The 24,866-nt window shown below is 62.2% G+C and carries 18 protein-coding genes; 9 read left to right on the plus strand and 9 right to left on the minus strand.

Translation table 11 applies throughout. The annotated features are described in order from the left end of the window. Positions 1 to 36 precede the first annotated feature (36 nt). The gene (locus RCF49_RS11815; protein ID WP_342640082.1) at positions 37 to 987 is read left to right on the plus strand and encodes an aldo/keto reductase; all 951 of its coding nucleotides are present in this window, start codon (positions 37 to 39) and stop codon (positions 985 to 987) included. Between the two features lie 6 nt (positions 988 to 993). On the opposite strand, the gene RCF49_RS11820 is transcribed toward RCF49_RS11815, so the two are convergent. The 5 genes from RCF49_RS11820 to RCF49_RS11840 form a co-directional block, all read right to left on the minus strand. Then, positions 994 to 3,567, minus strand: a complete 2,574-nt coding sequence (locus tag RCF49_RS11820; protein ID WP_342640083.1) for a DNA translocase FtsK — start codon at positions 3,565 to 3,567, stop codon at positions 994 to 996. A 180-nt stretch (positions 3,568 to 3,747) separates the two neighbouring features. Beyond that, positions 3,748 to 4,914 (minus strand): osmoprotectant NAGGN system M42 family peptidase, encoded by a 1,167-nt coding sequence (locus RCF49_RS11825; RefSeq protein ID WP_342640084.1) that lies wholly within the window; start codon positions 4,912 to 4,914, stop codon positions 3,748 to 3,750. Further along, positions 4,902 to 6,722, minus strand: coding sequence for an N-acetylglutaminylglutamine synthetase (gene ngg / locus RCF49_RS11830; protein ID WP_432807398.1), 1,821 nt, complete (start codon positions 6,720 to 6,722; stop codon positions 4,902 to 4,904). Before ngg ends, RCF49_RS11825 begins: the two co-directional genes overlap by 13 nt. A gap of 17 nt (positions 6,723 to 6,739) precedes the next feature. Beyond that, positions 6,740 to 8,518 carry an N-acetylglutaminylglutamine amidotransferase gene (locus RCF49_RS11835; RefSeq protein WP_342640086.1) on the minus strand — a complete coding sequence of 593 codons (1,779 nt, stop codon included), beginning with the start codon at positions 8,516 to 8,518 and terminating at the stop codon, positions 6,740 to 6,742. 245 nt (positions 8,519 to 8,763) lie between these two features. Beyond that, positions 8,764 to 9,447 carry a GntR family transcriptional regulator gene (locus RCF49_RS11840; RefSeq protein WP_342640087.1) on the minus strand — a complete coding sequence of 228 codons (684 nt, stop codon included), beginning with the start codon at positions 9,445 to 9,447 and terminating at the stop codon, positions 8,764 to 8,766. Between the two features lie 118 nt (positions 9,448 to 9,565). Here RCF49_RS11840 and RCF49_RS11845 point away from each other — a divergent pair, with 118 nt between their 5' ends. The 7 genes from RCF49_RS11845 (at position 9,566) to RCF49_RS11875 (ending at position 18,000) form a co-directional block, all read left to right on the plus strand. Next, on the plus strand, positions 9,566 to 10,684 hold the full coding sequence (locus RCF49_RS11845; RefSeq protein ID WP_342640088.1) for a sugar ABC transporter substrate-binding protein: 1,119 nt from the start codon (positions 9,566 to 9,568) through the stop codon (positions 10,682 to 10,684). Positions 10,685 to 10,770: 86 nt separating this feature from the next. Then, the gene (locus RCF49_RS11850; RefSeq protein ID WP_342640089.1) at positions 10,771 to 12,351 is read left to right on the plus strand and encodes a sugar ABC transporter ATP-binding protein; all 1,581 of its coding nucleotides are present in this window, start codon (positions 10,771 to 10,773) and stop codon (positions 12,349 to 12,351) included. Further along, the gene (locus RCF49_RS11855; protein ID WP_342640090.1) at positions 12,348 to 14,441 is read left to right on the plus strand and encodes an ABC transporter permease; all 2,094 of its coding nucleotides are present in this window, start codon (positions 12,348 to 12,350) and stop codon (positions 14,439 to 14,441) included. Before RCF49_RS11850 ends, RCF49_RS11855 begins: the two co-directional genes overlap by 4 nt. Positions 14,442 to 14,462: 21 nt before the next feature. Next, positions 14,463 to 15,251, plus strand: coding sequence for an SDR family oxidoreductase (locus RCF49_RS11860; protein WP_342640091.1), 789 nt, complete (start codon positions 14,463 to 14,465; stop codon positions 15,249 to 15,251). 9 nt (positions 15,252 to 15,260) lie between these two features. Further along, on the plus strand, positions 15,261 to 16,208 hold the full coding sequence (locus RCF49_RS11865; protein WP_342640092.1) for a 3-hydroxyacyl-CoA dehydrogenase: 948 nt from the start codon (positions 15,261 to 15,263) through the stop codon (positions 16,206 to 16,208). 14 nt (positions 16,209 to 16,222) lie between these two features. After that, entirely contained in the window at positions 16,223 to 17,098 is an 876-nt protein-coding gene (locus tag RCF49_RS11870; RefSeq protein ID WP_342640093.1) for an SMP-30/gluconolactonase/LRE family protein, read from the plus strand. Positions 17,099 to 17,121: 23 nt separating this feature from the next. Next, entirely contained in the window at positions 17,122 to 18,000 is an 879-nt protein-coding gene (locus RCF49_RS11875) for an SMP-30/gluconolactonase/LRE family protein (RefSeq protein WP_342640094.1), read from the plus strand. 6 nt (positions 18,001 to 18,006) lie between these two features. On the opposite strand, the gene RCF49_RS11880 is transcribed toward RCF49_RS11875, so the two are convergent. Further along, the gene (locus RCF49_RS11880; RefSeq protein ID WP_342640095.1) at positions 18,007 to 19,653 is read right to left on the minus strand and encodes an acyl-CoA dehydrogenase family protein; all 1,647 of its coding nucleotides are present in this window, start codon (positions 19,651 to 19,653) and stop codon (positions 18,007 to 18,009) included. Between the two features lie 140 nt (positions 19,654 to 19,793). Next, positions 19,794 to 21,110: an aspartate aminotransferase family protein gene (locus tag RCF49_RS11885; RefSeq protein WP_342640096.1), complete on the minus strand. Its 1,317-nt coding sequence runs from the start codon at positions 21,108 to 21,110 to the stop codon at positions 19,794 to 19,796. Between the two features lie 379 nt (positions 21,111 to 21,489). Here RCF49_RS11885 and RCF49_RS11890 point away from each other — a divergent pair, with 379 nt between their 5' ends. Then, a complete protein-coding gene (locus tag RCF49_RS11890) occupies positions 21,490 to 22,449 on the plus strand; it encodes a sulfotransferase domain-containing protein (RefSeq protein WP_342640097.1) in 960 nt (319 codons plus the stop codon). A 12-nt stretch (positions 22,450 to 22,461) separates the two neighbouring features. Here the strand turns inward: RCF49_RS11890 and RCF49_RS11895 are convergent, their stop codons facing one another. Together RCF49_RS11895 and RCF49_RS11900 are read right to left on the minus strand one after the other, a co-directional pair. Beyond that, on the minus strand, positions 22,462 to 23,238 hold the full coding sequence (locus tag RCF49_RS11895; RefSeq protein ID WP_342640098.1) for an HpcH/HpaI aldolase family protein: 777 nt from the start codon (positions 23,236 to 23,238) through the stop codon (positions 22,462 to 22,464). Positions 23,239 to 23,242: 4 nt separating this feature from the next. Beyond that, positions 23,243 to 24,853: a GMC family oxidoreductase gene (locus RCF49_RS11900; protein ID WP_342640099.1), complete on the minus strand. Its 1,611-nt coding sequence runs from the start codon at positions 24,851 to 24,853 to the stop codon at positions 23,243 to 23,245. Positions 24,854 to 24,866: the final 13 nt, after the last annotated feature.

A 24,866-nucleotide genomic window follows, 5' to 3' on the forward strand; every position in this document is an offset into this window, starting at 1 on the left:
GCCAAGGCTCAAAGCCCGCATCAGTTGGAGTCCCCTATGGAATTTCGAACCTTGGGCCGGACTGGCCTTAAGATTGCGCCCCTCGTTCTCGGCGGCAATGTCTTCGGCTGGACGATCGATGAGAAAACGAGTTTCGATGTGCTCGATGCCTTCGTTGATGCGGGTTTCAACGGCATTGATACCGCCGATTCCTATTCCCGGTGGGCGGAAGGCAACAAGGGCGGCGAATCCGAGACCATCATTGGCAATTGGCTCCAAGCAAACCCCGGCAAACGCGAGAAGGTCCTCATCTTCACCAAAGTGGCATCCGATATGGGCGAGGGTCGGAAGGGCCTCTCCCGGCGTTGGATCATGCAAGCGGTCGAAGATTCACTGCGACGGCTCAAGGTCGATGTGATCGATCTCTACCAGTCCCATTGGCCAGACCCGGAAACACCTTACGAGGAGACGCTCGGCGCCTATGCAAAGCTGCTCGAGCAAGGCAAAGTTCGCGCCATCGGTGCCTCGAACCTCGATGCGAGCCAGCTTGGTGACGCCCTGAAGGTCGCCAGAGACAACAGCCTTCCTCGCTATGAAACGCTGCAGCCGCGCTATAATCTTTATGATCGCCGCGATTTCGAGGGCGCCTTACGCGAGCTGGTGGTTGCAGAAGATATCGGTGTAATCTCTTATTACGGCCTCGCCTCGGGCTTCCTCACCGGGAAATATCGCTCTAAGGCTGATCTCTCACAGAGCAGACGCCGCGAAGCCGTCAGCAAATATCTGGATGCGCGCGGCGAACGCATCCTCGATGCGCTCGATCAAGTCGCCGGCCGCCATGGTGCCAAGCCGGCGGAAGTGGCTCTGGCCTGGGTCATGACCCGAAAGGGCGTCACCGCCCCGATCGCCAGCGCGACCAGCCGCGAGCAGCTTGCAAGTCTCGTCAAATCCGCCAGTCTTAAGCTTAGCGCCCAGGATATTCAGGCGCTCGATGACGCGAGCGCCTGACCGGGCTCAGTACCCCTTCCCGCCGCTCAAGATCTCGCGTTTACCGGCGTGATTGGCGGGGCCCACAATGCCTTCAGTCTCCATCCGCTCCATGATGGAGGCAGCGCGGTTATAGCCGATCTTCAGCCGGCGCTGAATGTAGGAGGTTGACGCCTTGCGGTCCCGCAGGACCACCGCGACAGCCTGCTCATAGAGATCACCGGTCTCCTCGCCGAACTCACCCTTGTCGAAGACCGCTTCGTCATCCTCGTCGACCGGTGCTGACGGGGGCGGCACCGCCTCCTGATCCTCTTCATCGGATGTGACCGCATCAAGATACTCGGGCCGCCCCTGCCGCTTGAGGTGATCGACTACCTTCTCCACCTCGGCATCGGAGACGAACGGTCCATGCACGCGCATGATGCGGCCACCGCCTGCCATATAGAGCATGTCGCCCTGCCCTAGCAGCTGCTCGGCACCCATCTCGCCGAGAATGGTGCGGCTATCGATCTTCGAGGTGACCTGGAAGCTTATCCGTGTCGGGAAATTGGCCTTGATCGTCCCCGTGATCACATCGACAGAGGGCCGTTGCGTCGCCATGATGATGTGGATGCCCGCCGCACGCGCCATTTGCGCAAGCCGCTGAATGGCACTCTCGATCTCCTTGCCGGCGACCATCATCAGGTCTGCCATCTCGTCGACGATCACGACGATATAAGGCAGCGGCGTGAGGTCCATCTCCTGCTCTTCGTAGACCGCATCACCGGTCTCGCGGTCGAAGCCGATCTGCACCCGCCGAACGATGGTCTCGTCTTTCGCCCGCGCTTCCGCCAGCCGCGCATTATACCCGTCGATATTGCGCACCCCGAGATGCGACATTTTCCGGTAGCGCTCCTCCATCTCGCGCACGGCCCATTTCAGCGCCACAACCGCCTTTTTGGGATCGGTGACCACCGGCGTGAGCAGATGCGGGATGCCCTCATAGACCGACAGCTCCAGCATCTTCGGGTCGATCATGATCAGCCGGCAATCTTCCGGCTTGTGCCGATACAGCAGCGACAGGATCATCGTGTTGATCGCCACCGACTTGCCCGAGCCGGTCGTGCCGGCAACCAGCAGATGCGGCATGCGCGCAAGATCGGCAATCACCGGTTCACCGCCGATCGTCTTGCCGAGGCAAAGGCCCAGCTTTGCTTTGGCTTCCGCGAAATCCGGGCTCGACAGCAGCTCGCGTAGCCACACCGTCTCGCGGCGCTGATTGGGCAGCTCGATACCGATGATGTTCCGGCCCTCGACCACTGCAACGCGCGCCGAAACCGCACTCATGGAACGGGCGATGTCGCTCGAGACCGAAATGACGCGGCTGAGCTTCGTGCCCGGCGCCGGCTCCAGCTCGTAAAGAGTGACCACCGGTCCGGGATTGGCGTCGATGATCTCGCCCTTCACGCCAAAATCATGCAGCGTGCGCTCCAGCTTCTCGGATGTCGCTTCGAGATATTCTTCTGACAGCTCGTAGCAGGGCTCTGTGACCGGCGGCTTGGAGAGCAGCGACAGCGGCGGCAGCTCATAAGCATAGAGGTCCTCGTCGAACGCGTCCTCATCCCGCGCAATGGTGACGCTTGCCTCCCCCGTGGCCGCGATGGCCATAACCGGTGCCTCGGGCTTTGACGCCGTAACGGGCAGTGTGCGCTCGGTGATCGGCGCCACAAATGTCGGCCGAACCGGAGCCGGCGGAACGAAGGGCTTCGCGGAAGCCGGCAGCGGCGCTGATAATGCAGCTACCGCGGGGGCAACAGCAGCTGGCGCGGCGCTGAGGGCCGGCACGTCCGTCACCACGGCTGGCGCGGTCTGGGTCTGCTCACCGGCAGCGGGTTTCGGTTCGGCGACGGCCTGGTTCTGAGGCTCCTCTCCGGCGGATTGCTTCAGCACGGCCGCCCCCTGCAGCACCGGATTGAGAAGCCCGAACGGCGACCATGAGAACGACGCGCTCAAGCTGAGCGGTACCGGCTGGAAATGCGGGGCTGGCCGCAGCTCGGATGGGCTTGCGGCCTGCTGCGGCTGACTGAGCTCGCTCACCTCCTCGTCCTGATTGGCGGGCTTGAAGGGCGGTTCTTTCCAGTCGAGATGGATGAGCTCATCGAGTGCCGCCAGCGGCTTGCTCGGCGATGCAACCGCTTGATCCTCCTCGAGCTCGGAGGTGGCCTTGTCCGGTTGCTTTGCCTCTATCTCGTAGGACTTGTCTTCGGGCACCACGGTCGAGACAGCGAGATCCCCTGCATCCTCGCGCAGCTCTTGAACAGGGTCGCCCTGGCCATAGACCAGTGGCGGGGCCGGCTCCACCATGCCCGTCTCGTCGGGTGCAGGCTGACGCGACCTGAGGAGATAGTCGGGCGTGCGGGTAAAGCGGGCATTGGCACCCATCGAGAATTGCTGGAGCCAGCTCGGCACGGGCGCAGATCCGAGCAGCACATCGTCCACCCGGTTGCGACCTGTTTTGGTCGGCGGGATCTTGAGCGTGCTCTGCGGCGGTGCTGGAGGATGATGGCTCGCTGTCCGGCGCGAAAAATCATAGACAGTGAGAGGTCTTATCGAAGAACGCATGGTCACTCGCCAGACTTGCGGGTAGGTCAGCCACCCAGTTCCATCCCCTTGTTGGATAGCAATGCCAGCGTTAACGAAGGGTTTGAATGGCGCTTAAATTCGCCCGGGATCGGATAACTCTTCGTCCAGCATACGCGTCAGAGCGCTCTGCAAGCGGATCTAGGCGAGGGTCTCAGAGGCCTATCGAATGCCGCCATCCGTCGTCTCGCTGGTTGGCGAGAGCTCCTGTTCGGCCGCTTCTTCAGGTTGTGACGTGAAGCCTTCCAGCGGTCCGACATCGACGGCGTCACGCTCGATTTCCACAGGGCTCAGCACATAGGCCGTGATCAGCTCGGCCACCGAACGCAGCGCATGCATATGGATGCGCTCATAGCCGTGACTGGAATCGACGCCGAATGTGACCAGCGCGGTGCGCACGTCGTGACCGGCCACGATGGCGGATGCGCTATCGGAGCGATAGAACCGAAACACATCCCGCTGGAAGCGAATATCGTTGTCCTGGCAAAGCCGAATCAGCTTCTGCGTTAGGTGATAGTCGAATGGCCCGCTCATATCGGCCATGGCGATCGTCGCGCCGAACTCGCGGCTGTTCTGGCCTGGGGCCGTGGTTCCATTGTCGATGGTGACCATCGAGGCAATATCGCCGGTGAGCACCGCCGCAGCCCCAACTCCCACCTCCTCGGAAATGGTGAAAACGAAGAACGTATCGACGGGCGGTACTTTACGTGCCTCCCTCAAGGCCTTGAGCGCGGCGAGCATGGCAGCCACCCCGGCCTTGTCGTCGAGATGGCGGGAGACGATGAAGCCATTGTCCAGAAACTCCGGCTGCGGATCGATCGCCACGATATCGCCAATCGCGATCCCGAGAGCTGAGAGATCCTTCTCATTGCTGGCATAGGCATCAACGCGGAGCTCGACATGGTCCCACCCGGTCGGCTGCGTGTCGACCGCATCACCGAAAGTGTGGCCTGAGGCAAGCAGCGGCAGAATCGTTCCCCTATAGGTGCCCCGCTCGCTGAAAATGGTGCACCGGGCGCCTTCCGCGAAACGCGCCGACCATGTGCCCACCGAGACGAGCGAGAGCCTGCCATTGTCCTTCAGCGCCCGGACCTGCGCGCCGAGCGTGTCGAGATGAGCGGCAAGTGCGCGGGCAGGCCGGCGATGCTTGCCGCGGACGAGGGCGCGAATGGCCCCGCGACGGGTGATCTCGAATGGAACGCCGAGCGATGCGAGCTCCTCGCAGCACGCGCGGACAACGTTATCCGTATAGCTGGAGGGACTTGGTATCTCGAGCAGATGCTTCAGCACCTCCGCAAGATACTCAACGTCAATTCTCATCCGGGGCATATCTCTCCAGTCCAGGACGCCCGGGCAGAAGCCGGCATCGAGTGCGGGAACAACAGGTCGATGAAGCGCTGAGCCGTCGGTTGTGGCTCGTGATTGGCAAGGCCTGGCCGCTCATTGGCTTCAATGAACACATAGTCCGACTCGTAGGGGCTCTTGACCACGAAATCAATTCCCGTGACCGGAATCTCGATCGCGCGGGCTGCACGCACCGCCGCATCCACCAGATCAGGATGAACGTGATCGGTGACATCATGGATCGTGCCGCCGGTGTGCAGATTGGCGGTTCGCCTCACGGTGACCTCGCGCCCGGCTTCCGGCACGCTGTCGAGCGTCAGGTCGAGCTTGGCAAGGCAGCGTTCCGTCTCATCATCGATGGGAATGCGCGACTCACCACCCGTGGCTGCGGCTCGCCGCCGACTTTGCCGTTCGATCAGGTCGCGCACGCTCGTCATGCCATCCCCCATGATATGGGCCGGACGCCGGATCGCTGCCGCCACCAGCTTGTAGTCGATCACGACCAGCCGCAGATCCTGGCCCTCGACGAATTCCTCGATCACGACCTGATCGCTGAAGGCGCGCGCCCGTTCGATGGCCGCCAGAACCGCTTCGAAATCGCTGAGCCCCACCGCGACGCCTTTGCCCTGCTCACCTCGGGCCGGCTTCACCACCACCTGCTCATACTTGGCAAGGAAGCTCTCGAGCGCCTCCATATCACCGGCCAGGATCTGGTCCGGCACGCGCACGCCTGCCCTCGACACCACGCGTCGCGTCACGGTCTTGTCGTCACAGATCGACATCGCCACCGCCGAGGTCAGCTCACTGAGGCTCTCTCGGCAATGAATGGAGCGGGCACCATGCGTAAGGCGGAAGAATCCTGCCTCCGCATCCGTGATCTCAACCAGGATGCCGCGCCGCCGCGCCTCGTCCACGATCAGCCGCGCGTAAGGATTGAGCCGTGCCTCGTCGGGGGGCGGCGGCGCGAACAGGGCCTCGTTGATAGGGTTCTTCCGTTTGACCGCAAAGCACGGCACGCGCACGAAGCCAAGCTTCTCATAAAGTGCGATCGCCTGCGCATTGTTGTGGAGCACAGAGAGATCGAGCCAAGGTGCACCGCGTGCCTGAAAATGCGCTGCCAGATGGCGCACCAGCGCCTCGCCGATGCCAGGCCGGGTCGCCTGTGGGTCCACAGCCAGGCACCAGAGCGAGGAACCTTCAATGCGATCGGCCGATTTCGTGCCGCCGACATGGGCATGATCGACGCCGGTCACTGTCCCGATCACCCGGCCGGTATCGGTATCTTCCGCAACCAGATGAATCAGCGCCCGGTCTCTGCGCCCGCGCGCGAGGAAGAATTCCGGCGGCACGGGCACCATTTTCCGCTGCAGATAGATGCTGTTCACTGCATCCGCATCTTCCGGCGAAGCCAGCCGTCGCACCACGAATCCGCGCGGCCGACTTGCCGCTTGCCGGTAAGTGGCAAGATCCAGCCGATAGGTATGCGAGGGATCCAGGAACAGCTCCTGCGGGGCGGCTGCCACCACCACATGGGGATCGCGGATATAGATCACGATATCCCGCTGCTCAGGCTTCTCTTGTCGCAGGCTGTCAACGAGCGCTTCCGCCGACTCGAAGGTCGGCGCGAACAAAAGCCGTCCCCAGCCGCAATCGAGCGTGGCATTCTTTGGGCCATCCTGAGGTCCTCGATCGAGCGGCGGCATCATGCTGCTATCGCGCAGGCGATGCATGCGATGCGCCATCAGGGCGCGCGACCAGTTCTTCCGGCCGCGCCTCTTCTGTTCACCCATCATCATTGTCACACTCTTTGTCAGATGGCGTTGGCTTGCAGCCACAATTCGAGCAACGCGGCCTGCCACAGTTCCGATCCACGCAGCGGCGTGATGTGCCCCTTCGGATTCTCGAACAAAGCCTTCAGGTAATCCTCGCGGAACAGGCCCCGTTGCCGGGCGGCATCGGAGGTAAGCGCCTCTCGCGCGAGGTTGAGGTAGGGACCGTCCAAATATTTCAGAGCCGGAACCGGGAAATAGCCCTTGGGCCGGTCGATCACCTCGGAAGGAATGACCGTGCGAGCCACGTCCTTGAGGATGCCCTTGCCGCCATCCCTGAGCTTTTGACCACTGGGGATACGCGCCGCCAGCTCCACCAGCTCATGATCGAGAAACGGCACACGCGCCTCAAGCCCGGCCGCCATGGTCATGTTGTCGACGCGCTTCACCGGATCATCGACCAGCATGACGGTCGTATCGAGACGCAACGCCTTGTCCACGGCGTCAGTGGCACCCGGTATTGCGAAATGCTCCTCAACGAAGCTGCGCGCCACATCACCATTGACGAGGGCAGGCGCGACATGACGGGCGAAGGTCGCGTGATCGCGGTCGAAAAACGCCCTGGCATAGTCATCGACCGGCGCGTTGGAATTGGCCAGCGGTGGATACCAGTGATATCCCCCGAACACCTCATCCGCCCCTTGCCCGCTCTGCACAACCCGCACGTGCTTAGCCACTTCCTGTGACAGCATGTAGAAGGCGACATTGTCATAGGAGACCATGGGTTCGGACATGGCCTTGATGGTCGCCGGCAGGGCCGAGAGCAACCGGTCTGAGGGCACGAAGATCTTCGTGTGATCCGTGCCGAAATGCTTGGCGATCAGGTCGGAATAGACGAACTCATCTCCCGATTCTTCATTGGCCGCCTCGAAACCTATGGAAAAGGTCTTGAGCCCGCTCTGCCCGAGACGGTCGAGAAGTCCGACGATCAGGCTCGAATCAACCCCACCGGACAGCAGCACCCCAACCGGCACATCGGCAATCATCCGCCGGCGCACCGCTTCCTTGAGCGAGGCCGTCAGCATCTCCCGCCACTCCTCCGCCGGCCGCTCCACATCCGCCGCCGAGCGTTCGAAGGACAGCGTCCAATAGGTGAGATCGTGCGAGGCGCCATCGGGCTCGATCATGCGCACGGTCGCCGCTGGCAGCTTGCGCACACCCTTGAGGATTGTATAGGGCGCGGGCACCACCGCATGAAAACTCATGTAGAACTGAAACGCGGCCGGATCGATGGTGGCATCGATCGCCTTCCGGTCCGCGGCAAGCAGGGCCGGCAGGGAAGAGGCGAACCGCAACCCATCACCGGTTTCGGCAAAGTACAACGGCTTGATGCCCAGCCGGTCGCGCGCCAGCACCAGCCGCCCGCTTTCGCGCTCGATGATGGCGATCGCGAACATGCCCGTCAGCCGTTCAGCGAAACGCTCGCCCCAGGCATGATAGGCCTTCAACACCACCTCGGTGTCGCCGCGCGAGAAGAACTGATAGCCCTTGCCCTCGAGCTCTTCGCGCAGCTCGCGATAATTGTAGATGCAGCCATTGAACACGATGCTGAGGCCGAGATCGGGATCCGTCATCGGCTGCTCGGAGCGTGGCGAGAGATCGATGATCTGCAGCCTGCGGTGACCTAGCCCCCAGCGTCCGCGCGCAATCACGCCTTGTGAATCAGGCCCGCGCCGTTCCAGCGCGGCGGTCATTTTGTCGAGGGAGGTGAGCGGTATGGGCCGATTGTCGAAGCTTATTTCGCCACATATACCGCACATTCCTGCTGAACCTCCTGCACAAAAAGAAAAATGGACGAGTTTAAGCGGACGGGCCCCGTCGATCACAGAAGATCTGGCGACGCCAAATGGTTCCGATTGTGACGATCCAGTTGGGATTTGGCTCGAAAGAGGCCGGGATCGCGCAAATAAGGCTGGCTGGTCTCTGGAATTATCCAGGACCACTCCAACAATGTTAGCGTCTCAATGCGCCGAGGTCAAATTTCCGGGCCCGGTCCGGCCCGGTCTCAGCCCTGCAGCATATGGGAGAGAATGGCGTAGGCGCCTTCGATATCGGCGCGCAGAGCAGCCTTCGCGGCCACCGAATCCTGCATCTTGATGGCGAGGAACAGCGCCCGGTGCTGCTCATTCGACGATGCGTAATTGTTCGATTCCCGCAGCAGGTTGAAATAGGGGCTGATCTGGAGCCAGAGCGTCTCGATCATCGCCACCAGAGTGGGGGATTGCGATGCCCTGTAGCTGGCGAAATGAAAGGCGCGGTTCGAGCGCAGATAGGCCGAGATGTCATTCTGCGCGACCGCCTTTTCCAGCCGCGCATCCAGCCGCTCCAGCTCCGCGAGATCGGCACTGGTTCGGTTCCGCGCGGCCCATTCGACCGCCACGCCTTCGACCTCTTCACGGACCCGCTTCAAATCCGTCAGCTTGTCGAGGCTGAGCCGCGGGATGCCCATCGCCCGCCCAGTCACCAGCGTGAGCGCGCCAGCTGCCGCCAAACGCTTCAGAGCCTCACGGACCGGCGTTGCGCTCACTTTGAAACTGTCGGCCAGGCTTTGGATCGTCACCAATTGCCCCGGTGCGATCTGTCCATCGAGGATGAGGTCTGAAACCTGCCGATACACTCGCTCCTGCAGCGTATCCCTGCTGAGGGGGACCACCTGAAAATCGGACTTGAGCAGCGTTTCCTCGGACATTTGGGCCTCGACCACCTTCGCTTCTCGCAAAGCTTATAGCCCGGCGCAAGCCCCCTTGCACCGAATTTGATCTATGATCTATGATCATAAAAAACGAGAAACGGTTTGGAGGGACGACATGCTTGGGAAGGCGTTTCTGCGCACTGCATTTGCGAGCGCATTGGTTTTGGCCACGGCCGCGGGCCTGCAGGCTCAGGAGAAGCACAAGGTCTTCCTGAGCATGAGCTATATCGGCAATGACTGGCAGGCAGAGGCCGCGAACATGGTCAAAGCCATGGCGGCCCATCCGAGCATGGCCGATAAGATCGACCTGCAGATCCAGGTTGCCGGCCCCAATGCACAGCGGCAGATCCAGCAGATCAATGCCATGGTTCAGGCGGGCGCCAAGGCCATCGTCGTTTACCCGATCTCGCCCACCGCTCTGAACCAGGTCGTCAAGAACGCCTGCGACAAGGGCGTGAAGATCTTCGCCTATGACGCCGAGATCACCGAGCCCTGCGCCTACAACGTTACGATCGATCAGGAAGAGGCGGGTCGCAAAACCGCTGAATGGCTGGCGGAAAAGCTCGGCGGCAAGGGCAATATCGTGCTGATCACTGGCGTGCCCGGAACCTCCGTCGATACGCTGCGCACCAAGGCCGCCAAGGAGGTTTTTGCGAAGCATCCCGACATCAAGATCGTGGCCGAGGCTGTGGGCATGTGGAGCCAGGCGGTCGCCCGCACTGAGCTTTCGAAGATCCTCGCCACCCACAATTGGGACTCGATCGACGGCCTTTGGATGCAGGTCGGCTGCTACACGGCCAATGCCATGCAGCTTGAAGCGGGCCGCAAGCCCGACCAGCTGCTGCCCTGCGCCGGCGAAGGATCCAATGGTGGACGCGTGCAGATGCTTCCGGCCGACACCGAGGTCGAAGGCGCCTCCTCGCCCTACGCCCCAATGAATGCGCCGCGCATTTCCTATGCGTCCCCGCCTTATTCCGGCGCGCTTGCTCTGAAGCTTGCCGTCCAAGCGCTCGAAGGCAAGGAAATCCCGAAAAAGACCACTCTGCCATTGCCGCTGGTGACCAATGAGACCATCAAGCTCTGCAAGGTCGGCACCTGGCAGGAGATGAAGGAGGGCTGCAACGCCTTCCAACCATCCATCGTCGCCAATCCCGGCTGGTTCGCCTCGATCTTTTCCGAGGAAACCCCTGAGGTTGGCCTGAACGCCGCCCTAGTCGGACAGCCCGAGGAGTAAGCCCTCCGGCAGGCAACCTGCAAAGACCTGCTAGGCGAGCCTGCCGGCCGCGAGGCTTATCGAAACGACCTGGAGAGCAAGTGCCGATGTCCGCGCGAGTGCAGCCGGCTGTTTCTGTCGAGAATGTCACCAAGGCCTACGGGCCGACGGTGGCGCTCGCTGATGTCAGCTTCGACATCGAGCCGGGCACGGTTCATGCTCTGCTCGGTGAAAATGGCGCGGGAAAATCCACCCTGGTCAAGCTGCTCTCCGGCTTGATCGAGCCTGACAGCGGACATTTCAATATTTTCGGGCCGACTGTCCGGCTCAAATCCCCGCGCACGGCCCATGAACACGGCATCCAGACCGCGTTCCAGGAAATGACGCTGGTACCCGATCTCACCGTGCTCGACAACATGCTCCTGCCCTACGCGCCGCAAGGCGTTACCGGCATGATCCGCAGGCGATCTGCCCGCGAAAAGGTGCAGGCGCAATTGGCGGAACTCGGCATCACGGTTGAACTCTGGCGCGAGACAGGTGGGCTCGACCTTGCCCTTCAGCAAAAGATCGAGATTGCGCGGGCGATCTCGCGGAAGCCGCGCATCCTCTTGCTCGATGAGCCCACCTCATCCCTTGCAGGCAAGGACGTCGACTGGCTGGGCGAGATCATCGCCAGGCTCAAGGCCCAGGGCACCACGATTGTGTTCATCTCGCATCGCATGCGCGAGGTGCGCGCCTTCTGCGATCACCTGACCATTCTGCGCAATGGCCGTCACATCACGACAGGGCCCGCTGCCGATTATCGCGAAGAAGACGTGATCGAGATGATCGTCGGGCGCTCCCTTGCGCAGACCTTCCCTGCCCGTCCGCCGCAACCTGCCACACCCGCACCGGAAGTGCTGGGCGCCAGCAATCTCTCCGCCGGGGAGAAGCTCGCAGGTATCAACTTCTCGCTCCGGCGTGGCGAGATCCTCGGCATCGCGGGCCTGCAAGGCATGGGGCAGCAGGACCTGTTTCTTGCCTGTTTCGGCATGGCCGACATTCACTCCGGCACCCTGCGGGTCGACGGCAAGCCCGTGACGATCGCCTCTCCGCAGGACGCGATCCGCAGCAGCATTGGCATCGGCCTCGTGCCCGAGGATCGCAAGACGGAGGCCCTCTTTCTCAAGCTCAACGGGCGCCACAATGCGAGCCTGCCGGTCATCGACCGCTTCAGCCAGGCCGGCTTGATCGATACGGCTCGTGAAACGGCGGCCGTGGAGAAGGTGTTCGATGCGGTCGAGGTTGATCGACGCGCCCTATGGACATCGGTGAAATCCTTCTCGGGAGGCAACCAGCAGAAGATCGCCATCGCCAAATGGCTGCTGGCGGAAAGCCGTATCCTGCTTCTCTTTGACCCCACCCGCGGCATCGACGTCGGCACCAAGCATGAGCTTTACATCCTGATGCGCAACTTCGTATCCGCCGGAGGCTCCATTCTGTTCCATTCGACCGAGGCACCGGAGCTCGTTCATCTCTGTGATCGCGTGCTCGTGCTCTATGGCGGACGTATCGTCGCCGAGGTCGCTGGCGACCAGCTGACGGAACAAGCGATCATGCGCCCGGCTTTGGGCGGCACAATACCGGCAGCCAATCAGGCGAGCGCACCGGCACGCGGTGCTGTCGCACAAGCGGGCCTCGTTCCATGAGCGTGGAAACATCGCACGCCGCCGGTCTCGGCCGCCATCAGTCTCAGCCGATGCCGTGGCTCGAACATGTCAAGCGCCATCGCGGGCTCGTCACGGCGATTGCGGTCTTCATTGCCCTGTTCATCGCGGTCGACTGGATCAATGCCGGACCGCTCACCTATTTCGACGTGAGTTTCCTTGCAAGCGGTGGCGCAACCCTGGCGCTGGCTGCGGTCGGCCAGACCTTCGTCGTCCTCTCCGGGGGCTTCGACCTCTCCGCGGGAGCTGTGATCTCTCTGGTCAATGTCGTGCTCGCCTCCAGCATGGACATGACCGCGCCCGAAGCGTCAGTGGCCTGGTGGACCTTGGTCGGGATCGCCGTCGGCATGGCGACCGGTGCATTCAACGGCTTCTTCATCGCCTTCCTGCGGCTGCAGCCGATCGTGGTGACCTTGTCGACCATGTTCATCCTCCAGGGCATTACACTTCTGGTCATGGACAAGCCCGGCGGCTTCGTCTCGCCCAGTCTTGGCGGCTTCTATATGGGCGATGCCATCCCGAACTGGCTGCCCATGCCCCTCGTGCTGCTCGGGGTCGTGATCCTGTTCTGGCTCTGGATTAGGCGCACGCGCTATGGCACGGCGCTCTATGCCATTGGCAGTGACGCCGAAGCGGCGCGCTCGGCCGGCGTTTCCATCCGCCTCGTGCTCTTTGCCACCTATGTTCTGGCCGGCGCCTTCTATGGTCTGGCCGGCGTGTTCATCAGCGCGCAGACCGGATCAGGCGACCCGCTCGTCGGCAACCCGATGCTGCTCTCGGTCTTTGCCGCGGTGGTCGTCGGGGGAACGAGGCTCGGTGGTGGCCAGGGAAGCGCCATCGGCTCGATCTTCGGCGCCTATATCCTGATGATCGTGGTGAACATTCTCCTCGTGCTGAACGTCTCGGCCTATTACTCGACCATCGCCGAAGGATTGATCCTGATCCTCGCCGTGCTCGCCGCCTCGGTGAGCCGGGACTCCGTCTTAGCAAAGCACCTGCGCGGTGCCGCCCAGCGCTTTGCCGCCTGGCGTGCGGGCACCCTGCCCCACCAGCTTGGCCGCGACGACAAGCGCCTATCAATGCCTGCCGCGGCAAATGCCCCCCGTGATACGCCCTTAAAGCCTTCCTTCTGGACGCGCCATGCCGAGACACTGAAATTCGCGCTGCCCGCCTATATCTGTCTCGCCCTAATCATTCTCGCGACCGAGATCTGGCTCGGACGGGCAGCCTTCAGCTGGAGCTACTGGAACTCCCTCTTCGTTCTGTCGAGCTTTCTCGCCGTGCTCGCCCTGGGACAGGGCGCCGTCATTCTCACCGGCGGGCTTGATCTGTCGCTTCCCTGGACCATTGGCCTGTGCGGCATCCTGCTTGCCGGCATGGTGCAAGGGTCGGACGCCGCGCTGATCTATGCCCTGCCCCTCGTCCTGCTCATCGCCTGCTTTATCGGGCTGGTGAATGGCATCGGCATCGTCGTGCTTGGTCTCTCACCAATCGTGATGACCCTCGCCACCAACGGCATTCTCCAGGGCATCGCGCTGCTCTATTCCGGTGGCACACCGGCCGGCTTCTCGTCGCCCCTGCTGCGCGGGTTCATGACCGCGCGGCTTGGCGGCTTTGTAACACCGGTGGTGCTGTTCCTTGTGATCTTCGCGACACTTGCAGTGCTGCTGCTCTCGCGAACACCCTTCGGACGTCGCATCTATGGCATTGGCAACGGGCTTCGTGTCGCGCGGCTCTCCGGTATAGCGGTCGACCGCACCCTCATCGGGGTCTATGTGCTCTCCGCCTTCTGCGCAGGTCTGGTGGGCGCGATGCTCACCGGCTTTTCCGGCCAGGCCAGCCTTGGCATGGGCGATGAATACCTGCTGCCCTCGATCGCCGTGGTCGTCGTCGGAGGCGCCCTCATCACCGGCGGGCGCGGCCATTATCTCGGCATGCTCGGCGGCGTGCTGCTGCTGACCGCGCTTCAGACGCTGCTGGCCGGCAGCAATCTCCCCTATGCGACCCGCGCGATCATATACGGCCTCGTGGTGCTGGGCGCGGTCATAGCGCTGCGTGAGAAGCGCGCCTGATTGTGGTTGGAAGGATGAACGATGGTTGAAACAGATCTCGGTCACGGTATTGCGGGCCAGCGTGTGCTGATCACGGCCGGGGCAGGCGGTATAGGCCTTGCGATCGCGGAACGTTTGATCAGCCACGGCGCCCGGGTGTTTGTCTGCGACGTCTCGGATCAAGCACTCGACGCATTCGCATCGCGCTTTCCCAATGCAGGCCGCATCAAGGCGGATGTGTCCAGCGAGGCAGACGTCGATCGCATGTTCGATGCCGTGAACAAAGGGCTCGGGGGTCTCGACGCCCTCATCAACAACGCGGGCATCGCCGGTCCTACCGGACGGGTGGATGAGCTCGATCCCGCCGATTGGCGCCGCTGCATCGAGATCTGCCTTGTTGGCCAGTTCCTCTGCGCGCGGCTTGCCGTTCCCATGCTTCTCGCTGCAGGCGGCGGCTCCATCGTGAACATGTCCTCCGCCGCCGGGCGCCACGGCTATGCCTATCGCACCCCCTATTCGGCTGCGAAATTCGGTGTCATCGGCTTCACCCAAAGCCTCGCCAAGGAGCTCGGACCGCAGAATATCCGGGTGAACGCGCTCCTGCCTGGCATCGTCGAGGGCCCCCGCATGGAGGGCGTCATCCGTGCGAGAGCCCAGCAGCTCGGCATCCCCTATGCGGAAATGGAGGCGAAATATCTCGAGCGGGTTTCCCTGCGCCGCATGGTGACCGCGCAGGACGTGGCCGCAATGACGGCCTTTCTTCTCTCCGATGCAGGTCGCAATATTTCCGGGCAGTCGATCGGTGTCGACGGCAATGTCGAAACTTTGTGAGGCCCCGTCATGCCCAATATCACCATCATCGGCACAGGTCTGATCGGTCGCGCCTGGGCGATCACCTTCGCCCGCGCCGGTCATTCCGTCGTTCTGTGGGACACAGCAGCGGGCGCCGCAGCCCAGGCCGTAGACTACATCACCTCGGTCCTGCCCGACCTTGCCGCCAATAATCTGCTCAACGGCTCTGCGCCGGAAGAGCTGCTCGCCCGCATTTCGGTAACCGACCAGATCGAGACGGCGCTCGCTGGGGCCGATCATATCCAGGAGAACACGCCGGAACGTCTCGAGGTGAAGCAAGCCGTATTTGCTGAGCTCGACCGCCTCGCCCCGAAGACCGCGGTCGTCGCCAGTTCGACCTCGGCCCTGCTGCCATCATCCTTCACCGAATCGCTGCCCGGCCGTCACCGCTGCTTGGTGGTTCACCCCATCAACCCGCCCTATCTGATCCCCGCCGCGGAGATCGTACCCTCCCCCTGGACGGATCCTGAGGTCGTGGAACAGACCCGCGCGCTACTCGTCTCCGCCGGCCAGGCGCCGATCGTCATGAAGCGCGAGCTTGATGGCTTTGTCATGAACCGGCTGCAAGGTGCGCTTCTCGAAGAGGCCTTCCGCCTGGTGGCCGATGGCTATGCCTCGGTTGAGGATGTCGATATCGGCATTCGCGAGGGGTTGGCGCTGCGCTGGTCATTCATGGGCCCGTTCGAGACCATCGATCTCAACGCCCCCGGCGGCGTTCGCGATTACGTGGAGCGCTATAACGGCCTATATCAAAACCTCTTCAATCAGATGCAGCGGCGGGCGGACTGGCTTGGCCCCGTGCTCGACCAGATCGAAAGCGAGCGCCGCCAGGTGCTGCCCTCGGCAGATCTGCATGAGCGGCAGGTCTGGCGCGACCGCCGCCTCATGGCGCTTGCCGCCCACAAGCGCAAGGCCGCAACCGATATCGGCACCTGACGGGAAGCCCATCCATGATCCGCATCGAACAGCTTGGGGACCAGCGCGACAGCCTCGGTGAAGGCCCGCTATGGGATGTCGGCCATGAGCGCCTTTATTGGATCGACAGCTATGGTCCGGCAGTCTACCGCATGGACCCGGGCGGGGGCGACCGCAAGCGCTGGAGCCTGCCTGAGCCGATCGGATCGCTCGCCTTGCGGAAGGACGGGCGCGGTGCTCTCCTCGCACTCAAATCGGGGTTTCATTTCCTTGATTTTGAAAGCGGCGAGGTCACCCGCATCAACGAGACCCATCCCGGTGAGCTGCGTCCGCGCCTCAATGACGGCAAGGTCGACCCTTACGGGCGTTTCATCTGCGGGTCGATGGACTTTCAGGAACAAGCCCCCGTGGGCAAGCTGTTCCGGCTCGATCCCGACCTGTCGCTGCACGTGCTGGATGACGGCATCATCTGTTCGAACGGCCCTTGCTGGAGCCCCGACGGCGACACTCTCTATTTCGCCGACACCACCATCCGCACCATCTATGCCTATGGGTATGATCTCGAGACCGGCGCTGTCACATCCCGCCGCGTCTTCACCACGTTCGACAAGTTGCGCGGCTTGCCGGATGGCGCGACGGTTGATGCTGAAGGGTTTCTGTGGAGCGTCGAGGTCTATTCCGGCCGGCTGATCCGTTTCGACCCCAATGGCGTGGTCGATCGGATTGTCGGCCTCCCCGTGCAATCGGCCACCAGTATCACCTTTGGCGGTCCTAACCTAGATATCGCCTATGTCACCTCGATGGCGCGGCCGATGGGCAATGAATATCATCGCGAGCGCGAGGCGGGCTGCCTCTTCGCGGTCTATGGTCTGGGCGTGCGCGGCCGGCCCGAGCATCGTTTCGCGGGCTGACATTACCGATGGGAGGACAAGGAATGCGCATTGAAGTCGTCGCCGATGTGAAGACCACGCTTGGTGAAGGACCGCTCTGGGATCCCGAGCAGGAACGCCTCTACTGGATCGACAGCTTCGATGGCCGCGTGTTCCGCTCAACCTTCGACGGCCGCGAGATCCGCGCCTGGGATGTGCCGGAGAAGATCGGCTCAATGGCCTTGCGCAAGGATGGCAATGGCGCCGTGGTGGCGCTCGCCAACGGGTTTCATTTGCTCGATTTCACCACTGGCGATGTACATCTGATCACCGATCCCGAGCCGGGCAAGGACAACAACCGGCTGAATGACGGCAAGGTGGACAAGCATGGCCGCTTTGTCTGCGGCTCCATGGACACCCAGGAGGAAGGGCCAAATGGCGCTCTCTACCGGCTGGATCCGGATTTCTCCCTCCATAAGCTCGACGACGGCATCATCGTCTCCAATGGTCCATGCTGGAGCCCGGATGGCCGCACCTTCTATTTCGCCGATTCCTGGTCCGGCGAGATCTGGGCCTATGATTACGACCTCGCCACCGGCAATGTCGCGAACCGGCGCACCTTCACCAAGATTGACACCTCGCGCGGAGGGGCTGCCGATGGCTCAACCGTCGATGCCGAGGGCTGTCTCTGGAACGCCCAGGTCTATGACGGCAAGGTGATCCGCTATGATCCCGAAGGCAGGATCGAGCGTGTCATCGAAATGCCGGTCAAGAAGGTAACGAGCTGCATGTTTGGCGGTCCAAAGCTCGACATCCTCTACATCACCAGCATGGCCAAACCGCCGCTGCCGCGCTTTCCCGGCGATGGCGTGCTCCGCGGCAGCCTGTTTGCAATCTACGATCTCGGCATCAGCGGCGTGCCGGAGCCGCGCTTCGGCGCCTGACCCCTGTCAGGCCATATGACGAAGGATGATGGCATGCCCATCGATCAGACCGGCATTGGCGCCATAGCAGAGATGCCGGTCGGGACCCAAGCGCCCTGCACAGAAACTATCGGCCACCGGCGGCGGCGCGTGCCGCACCATCAGCGCGGCTTGGAGCACCAGGGCAAGCTGCTCGGCAATGGCCCGGGCATCGCCCTCTGCAACGCTGCCCTTGCCGAGCCGGCCGGCCAGCTCGTCGGCTGAATGATCGAGATATCGATTGCCGCCGCGTGCCTTGGCGATCTCGCTCATATAGGCCTGGCCCGCGGCCGGCTCCCGCGCCAATGTCCTCAAGATGTCGAGCGCGATCACATTGCCCGATCCTTCCCAGATCGCATTGACCGGCGCCTCGCGATAGAGCCGGGGCATCGGCCCCTCCTCGATATATCCAATGCCCCCCAGGCATTCCATGCATTCATAGACGAAGTTCGGATTGCGCTTCGTGAGCAGAAACTTGGCCAATGCGACCGACAGGCGGGCAAAGGCGCGACCCTCCTCGTCGGCTGCATCGAAACTGCGGGCAGTGCGCATGGCCAGAAGCACGGCCGCCTCATAATCCAAGGCGAGGTCGGCGATCACCGCGCGCATGGCCGGCTGATCGATCAGATGTTTCTGAAATGCACGCCGGTGCTGCACATGATGCAGAGCCTGGGCGAAGGCCATTCGCATGATCCCGAGGGTGCTGCCGACAGTGCCAAGCCGCGTGTGATGCACCATGTCGATGATCACTTTGACGCCCTGGCCTTCCTCGCCCAGCAGCTCTGCATAGGCCTCATGATACTCGATCTCAGCCGATGCATTGGACCGATTGCCGAGCTTGTCCTTGAGGCGCATGAGCTGGATGCCGTTGCGCTCACCATCCGGCGTGATGCGCGGCACCAGAAAGCAGCTCAGGCCATTCTCCGTCTGCGCCAAGGTCAGGAAGCCATCGCTCATTGGTGCCGAGCAGAACCACTTGTGGCCATAGAGCGAGAAGGCTCGCCCATGCGCCTCGATCGGATAGGCGCGTGTCTCATTGGCCCGGACATCGCTGCCGCCCTGTTTCTCGGTCATCGCCATCCCGATGGTGATGCCGCTCTTCTCCGAAATCGGCCGCAGATCGGGATCATACGAGCCGCCCAGCAGCCTGTCTGTCCAGGCTGCGGTGATCTCCGGCTCACGTCGCAGCGCCGGCACGCTCGCATAGGTCATGTTGATCGGGCACATCACGCCCGCTTCAGCCTGGGTGAACAGGGCCAGCAGCGCCATATGCGCCACGTGCCCGCCCGGCCGGTTCGCCGTCCATGCGATGTCATGGATCCGATGCGCCATGGCGAGGTCCATGAGCGCGTGATAGGCGGGATGGAAGCTCACCTCATCGATACGCCGCCCGAAGCGATCGAAGGCGCGCAGCTCCGGCGGAAAGCGGTTGGCCGCGACGCCCCAGTTCAACACCTCTTCCGACCCGGCCTTGCGGCCAAGCGCTGAGAGTGGCTGCTCTAGCCAATCCCCACCCTCGCGCAGCGCAGCAGACCGGAACACCGGGTCAGACGTAAACAGGTTCCGGTCCACAAGCTCGGGCGGCTGGTTCGAAACAATATGCGTTTCAAGATCGGTCTTGGGCGCAAACAGCATTGGGCGTTTCTCCGGCGAGCAGGCATCGCTGGTTGTCCTGCTTCGACGCAATCTTGTTCGATTGTCGCACGGATGCAAAGCGCATCCAGCAAAATCACCGCCTTAGCCGCATGTGGCGCGTCCGCCGATCACTCCCCAGGTCATTCCGTGAAATAGGGCTGCACGAGCGTGATCACATCGTCGAAGGCGGCAACGAAGCCCTCATAGTCCGCATCGGTCAAGGGAAGCGAGAGGCTGATGAACCCGCGGCGCGCCATGTAGTAGCCACGTTCCATCATCTCCAGATGGAACAAGGCGCGCAGCTTGGGATCAACCGGCGGCACGTCGGCCGGAGACTTGATCGGCTTATCCGTGAAATGAACGCACAGGATGGTGCCGATGCCCGTCACCTGCACGGGCACGCCGCGCTTTCCGGCCACCTCGTTGAGGGATGCTTTCAGGCGCTCGCCGCGCGCGGTAAACGCCTCGGCCACATCGGCGGTGTAGACTTGCGACAAGCCCGCCAGCCCCGCCGCCATCGTCAGCACATTGTTGTTGTAGGTGCCGGAATGGGTGAGTGCATCTCCACGGAACGGGTTCAACCGCTCCATGAAGCGGTCCTTGCCGCCAAACGCGCCGAAGGTCAGGCCGCCGCCCACATATTTCCCGAAGCTCGTGAGATCGGGAATGACACCGGTCTTGGCTTGCAGGCCGCCGGGTGAGAGTCGCGAGGTCATCACCTCATCGAAAATCAGAGCAATGCCGCGCGCTTCCGTTTCTTCCCGCAGCATCGTGAGGAATTCGAGGGTCGCCGGGATCGCCCCGCCGGATCCCATCATCGGCTCGAGAATGACCGCTGCCAGCCGCTGCCCGTGCTCGCGCAGCAGGGCGCGGGTGCCCTCCACATCATTATAGGTGGCGGTCATGAACGGGAACGGCACGTTCATCGGCGAGCCGCCGCCGGAAAAGCTCAGCACACCACCATGATAGGCACTGGCGAAGATCATGACGTCGCTGCGTCCCGTCACCGCCCTGGCCAGGCCGATCGCGTTGACATTGGCTTCTGTGCCTGAATTGCAGAAGCGCACCTTGTCGCATGAGGGGAAGCGGTCACATAGCAGCTTTGCAAGCTGCGCCTCATAGGCATTGGGGCCGCCGAGAACCACGCCATTCGCCAAGGCCTCGCGGACCGCAGCCGCGATGACCTCATTCGAATGACCATAGAGGCCGGCGGTATATTCGCTCAGGAAGTCCGTATAGGTATGGCCGTCGAGGTCGGTGATCCTGGCGCCCTCGCCCCGTACGATTGCCACGGGGAAGGGCGTATAATGCAAAACCGTGCGGGTATTGCCGCCGGGCATGGTCCGTGCCGCGGCCTCATGGCGCTCGGCGCTTTTCGGGTTGCTGTCGCGATAGCGGCGTTCCGCCTGGTCAAGCGCGTCATCAAGGCTGATATTCCGCAAGCTGCTGTTCAACATCCGCTTTCCCTATCCCCCTCCGGCGCCCGTCCGACCCAAGCGGTGGGCAGGCTTTTACCTTGATCGGGATAGTAGAGAGAAAGAGGGATCATCTCAACAGATGAGCAGTGTTGCAGAAAAGGATCCGCTTTGGGCCATTCCTCTGCGCATCTCGATCTGTGAGCGTACTGAAAAGTCGTAGGGCTCAGCCAGTCGGCGAGACGATATCTGTCAGCTTATCCTCCATATGGCTTTCATGTCACGCCGCCAAACTCTGCACACAAACCGACAATATTCCGTATTGCGATGATTGCCGATCGCAACACCGCAGTGTTAGAAACACACCATAGCGCTGTGACTGTGATCATCTTCTTCATTTGCAAAGAGAGATGTCTGGCCAATGCGTCGCACCTGGAGTCTAGTCCCCAAGCTGGCCACGTCAAAAAAGGCGCGTACGAACTTCAGGCATGTTCTGACCGAGAAGAAGCGGATCCGCGAGGCAGATTTTGTGGTCGCCTCTTTCCCAAAGGCAGGCCGCACTTGGCTCAGGGCGATGCTGACGCGGCTCTACCAGGTGCGATATGGCCTGCGCGATGGCATGCTGATGGGCGAGGGCGATATTCACCGCCATCACCTGCGCATTCCGAACATGTTCTTCTATCACGACTGTCTGCCGCTGGCCGGCGTCGCCATGCTCAATCCCGACAAGAGCATGTATCGCGGCAAGAAGGTGCTATTCCTCGCGCGGCACCCCGTCGATGTCGTTGTCTCGCAATATCATCAGGTGACCCGGCGCGGGTCCAATCGCCTGGAAGATCTCACCAAAGGCAAGACACTCTTCGAATTTGCAACCGAGCCGGGCTTTGGCATTCACACGATCATCGCCTATCAGAACCAATGGCTGCGGGCGGTTGAGACCTATCCCGGCATGATGCTGGCGAAATACGAGGAGATCCGCGGCGAGCCCGAGACAGAGCTTGCCCGCGTCATGTATTTCCTCGGTGAGAGATTTTCCGCAGAAGAGATCCGCGATGCGGTTGAGTTCTGCGCCTTCGAAAACCTGCAGCGGCTCGAGCGGGCCCATTATTACGAGAGCTCCGGTCTCAGGCCGACGGATCCTTCCGATCCCTCATCCTTCAAGGTGCGGCGCGGCAAAGTGCACGGCTATCTCGAGGATTTCGACGCCGAGCAGCTCGCGATCCTGCGGCGCATTGTCGAGGAAAATCTCGATCCGAAATTTGGCTATGAGGTCGTCGGGCCCGCGACGTCTTCATCCCTCGCGGAGCTAGCTACTCTGCCCGGCGTCAAAGGCCCAGCAGTCCGCTCTCCCGGCACGCACCAGAGCTCGTTTGCGGGATGATAGGCTGTCGCGCTAAGTGCGAGCGGTTCCGCCGGCGTCTATCTGCGCCAATGCCGCCCTTGCGGCAGCGCCCAGCAGGTTCAGCTCATTGCCGGGCGTGAGCATGTTGTATCCTTCCTTGAGCCGTGCCGCCATGATGGTCGCTTGCGGCGCATGGGTACCGACGAATTTGCCGTGCTGTCGAGCGACTTGGGCGATCCGCTTGAGAGCTGCGGCCGCCTCGTTCTCTTGCGGATCGAGGCTTGGCACTGTGCCCAGCGAATAGGCAAGATCGAAGGGGCCGACATAGACGCCATCGAGCTCCGGAACCGACATGATCGCTTCGATATTCTCCACCGCTGCACGTGTCTCGATCATCGCGATCGCGAGGATTTCGGCGTCAGCCCGCGCTGCATAGTCACTGCCGCCATACAATACGCCGCGTGCCGGACCGAACGATCTCTGCCCGACCGGAGGATAGCGGCAGGACGACACGAACTCCTCAACCTCTTCGACTGTCGAGAGGCTCGGGCAGATGATGCCATAGGCACCCGCATCCAGCAGATGCATCACGAGCGCCGGATCACTCTTCTGGACCCGGGCGAGCGGTATGGCAGGCGTGGCCGAGATCGCCTGCAGCATGGCGATCGCCCCTTCGATGCCAATCATGCCGTGCTGCAGGTCGATGGTCAGCGAGTCGAACCCCTGATGCCCCATAAATTCGGCGAGATAAGGCGCCGACACCGTGAGCCAACCATTACGCACCACTTCGCCACGCTGCCATTTTGCCTTGAGTGCATTTGCCCGCACGATGTCAGATCCTCCCGGAAATGAGGCTTGCCGCCTTTTCGCCAATCATGATCGTCGGCGCATGAAGCGCAGCATTCGGCATGACCGGCATCACCGATGCATCCGCCACCCGGAGGCCGTCAATGCCGCGAACCCGAAGCGCCGGATCAAGCACTGCGTCGTCACCTCCCATCCTGCAGGTGCCACTCTGATGGAAAGAGGTGACGGTACTGCGCCGGATCTCGGTGGCAAGCTCCGCGTCATTCCTGGCATGGGCCGGATGCAGCTCGGCCCGGACGATTTCGGCCATTGGCTTTTGCCGCACGATGTCGCGCACGCGCTGAATGCCCTTGAGCAGGATGGGCAGGTCGCGCGGATCATTGAAATAGCCGGCTTCAATGATGGGTTTGTCCTTGGGTGACGCCGATCGCAACCGGACCCGGCCGCGGCTGTAAGGCGTGCCCTGATAGACGATAAGCGAAAAGCCGTGCTCTCTCGGCAGCATGTCCCGAAAGCCCGGGTTCGGCTTGGCCGGGCTGGGCATGAGCGCGCCCGCCATCACCACTTGAATATCAGCGATATCGAGACCGGGCTCGCTGCACAGGAACCCCCCGGCGCCGAAAATGCTGTCACCGAGCACGCCTCGTCGGGAGATGGCATAGTCGATCAGCGCGCGGGCACCAGAAAGGGGGGTGAGATGCAGTGCCGCTGACACAGGTTTACTGCACGAATACTGCAGGCGGAACGAGGGATGGTTCTGTAGGTTCGCGCCGACGGCGGGATTGTCGATGATCACCGGAATGCCGTGGCGGCGTAGTTCGTCTGCCGGCCCTATTCCGGAGAGCATCAGCAGGTGAGGTGACTTGATCGCCCCACCCGAAAGCACCACTTCGCGCCGGCAGCGTAGCTCGACGAGTTCACCCGCGCGCTCCACCAGAACCCCGCGCGCGCGCGCGCCCTCCACGATGATCTTGAGCGCTTCACTTTCCGTCCAAACGGTGAGATTGGGACGTTGCATCGAGGGCCGCAGATAGGCCTCGGCGATGCTCATCCGCCGGCCTTTCCACGTATTGGTATCGTAGCGCCCGAACCCGGCGGCCACATCAGCGTTCAGATCGTCGACCACGGCATGGCCCGCCGTTGCTACCGCGGCGAGAAAGGCATCGTAAACGCCCAAGCGGCTGCGCGACGGCTCGATCTTTAAAGGCCCATCGGCCCCGTGCCAAGTATCGGCACCGCGCAGATTGGCTTCGGCCTTTCGGAAATATGGCAGCAGCTCGGCAAAGCTCCAACCGGTGCAGCCCTGTGCTGCCCAGCGATCGTAATTGCTGCTATGGCCACGGGTGTAAATCATGCCGTTGATGCTGCTGGAGCCGCCGAGCACGCGGCCTTGCAGCCAGCCGAGCTGTCTGTTGTCCAACTCAGCAATCGGCTCGGTCGTGAAGCCCCAATGATTTGCGGCATTGCTGCTCACCAAGAATCCGAGCCCGGGAATACGAAAGAACGGGCTTCGAGCGGCGGGGCCTGCCTCCAGGAGCAGCACCTGCGCGCTGGGATCCTCCGATAACCGGCTTGCGATCACCGCACCTGCCGCGCCTGAGCCGATAATGACGTAGTCGAACTCGAAACCGGCCATGCCCGGCACCTGC

The organism is Rhodoligotrophos sp. CJ14 (genome assembly GCF_038811545.1).
GTDB classification, from domain to species: Bacteria; Pseudomonadota; Alphaproteobacteria; order Rhizobiales; family Im1; genus Rhodoligotrophos; species Rhodoligotrophos ferricapiens.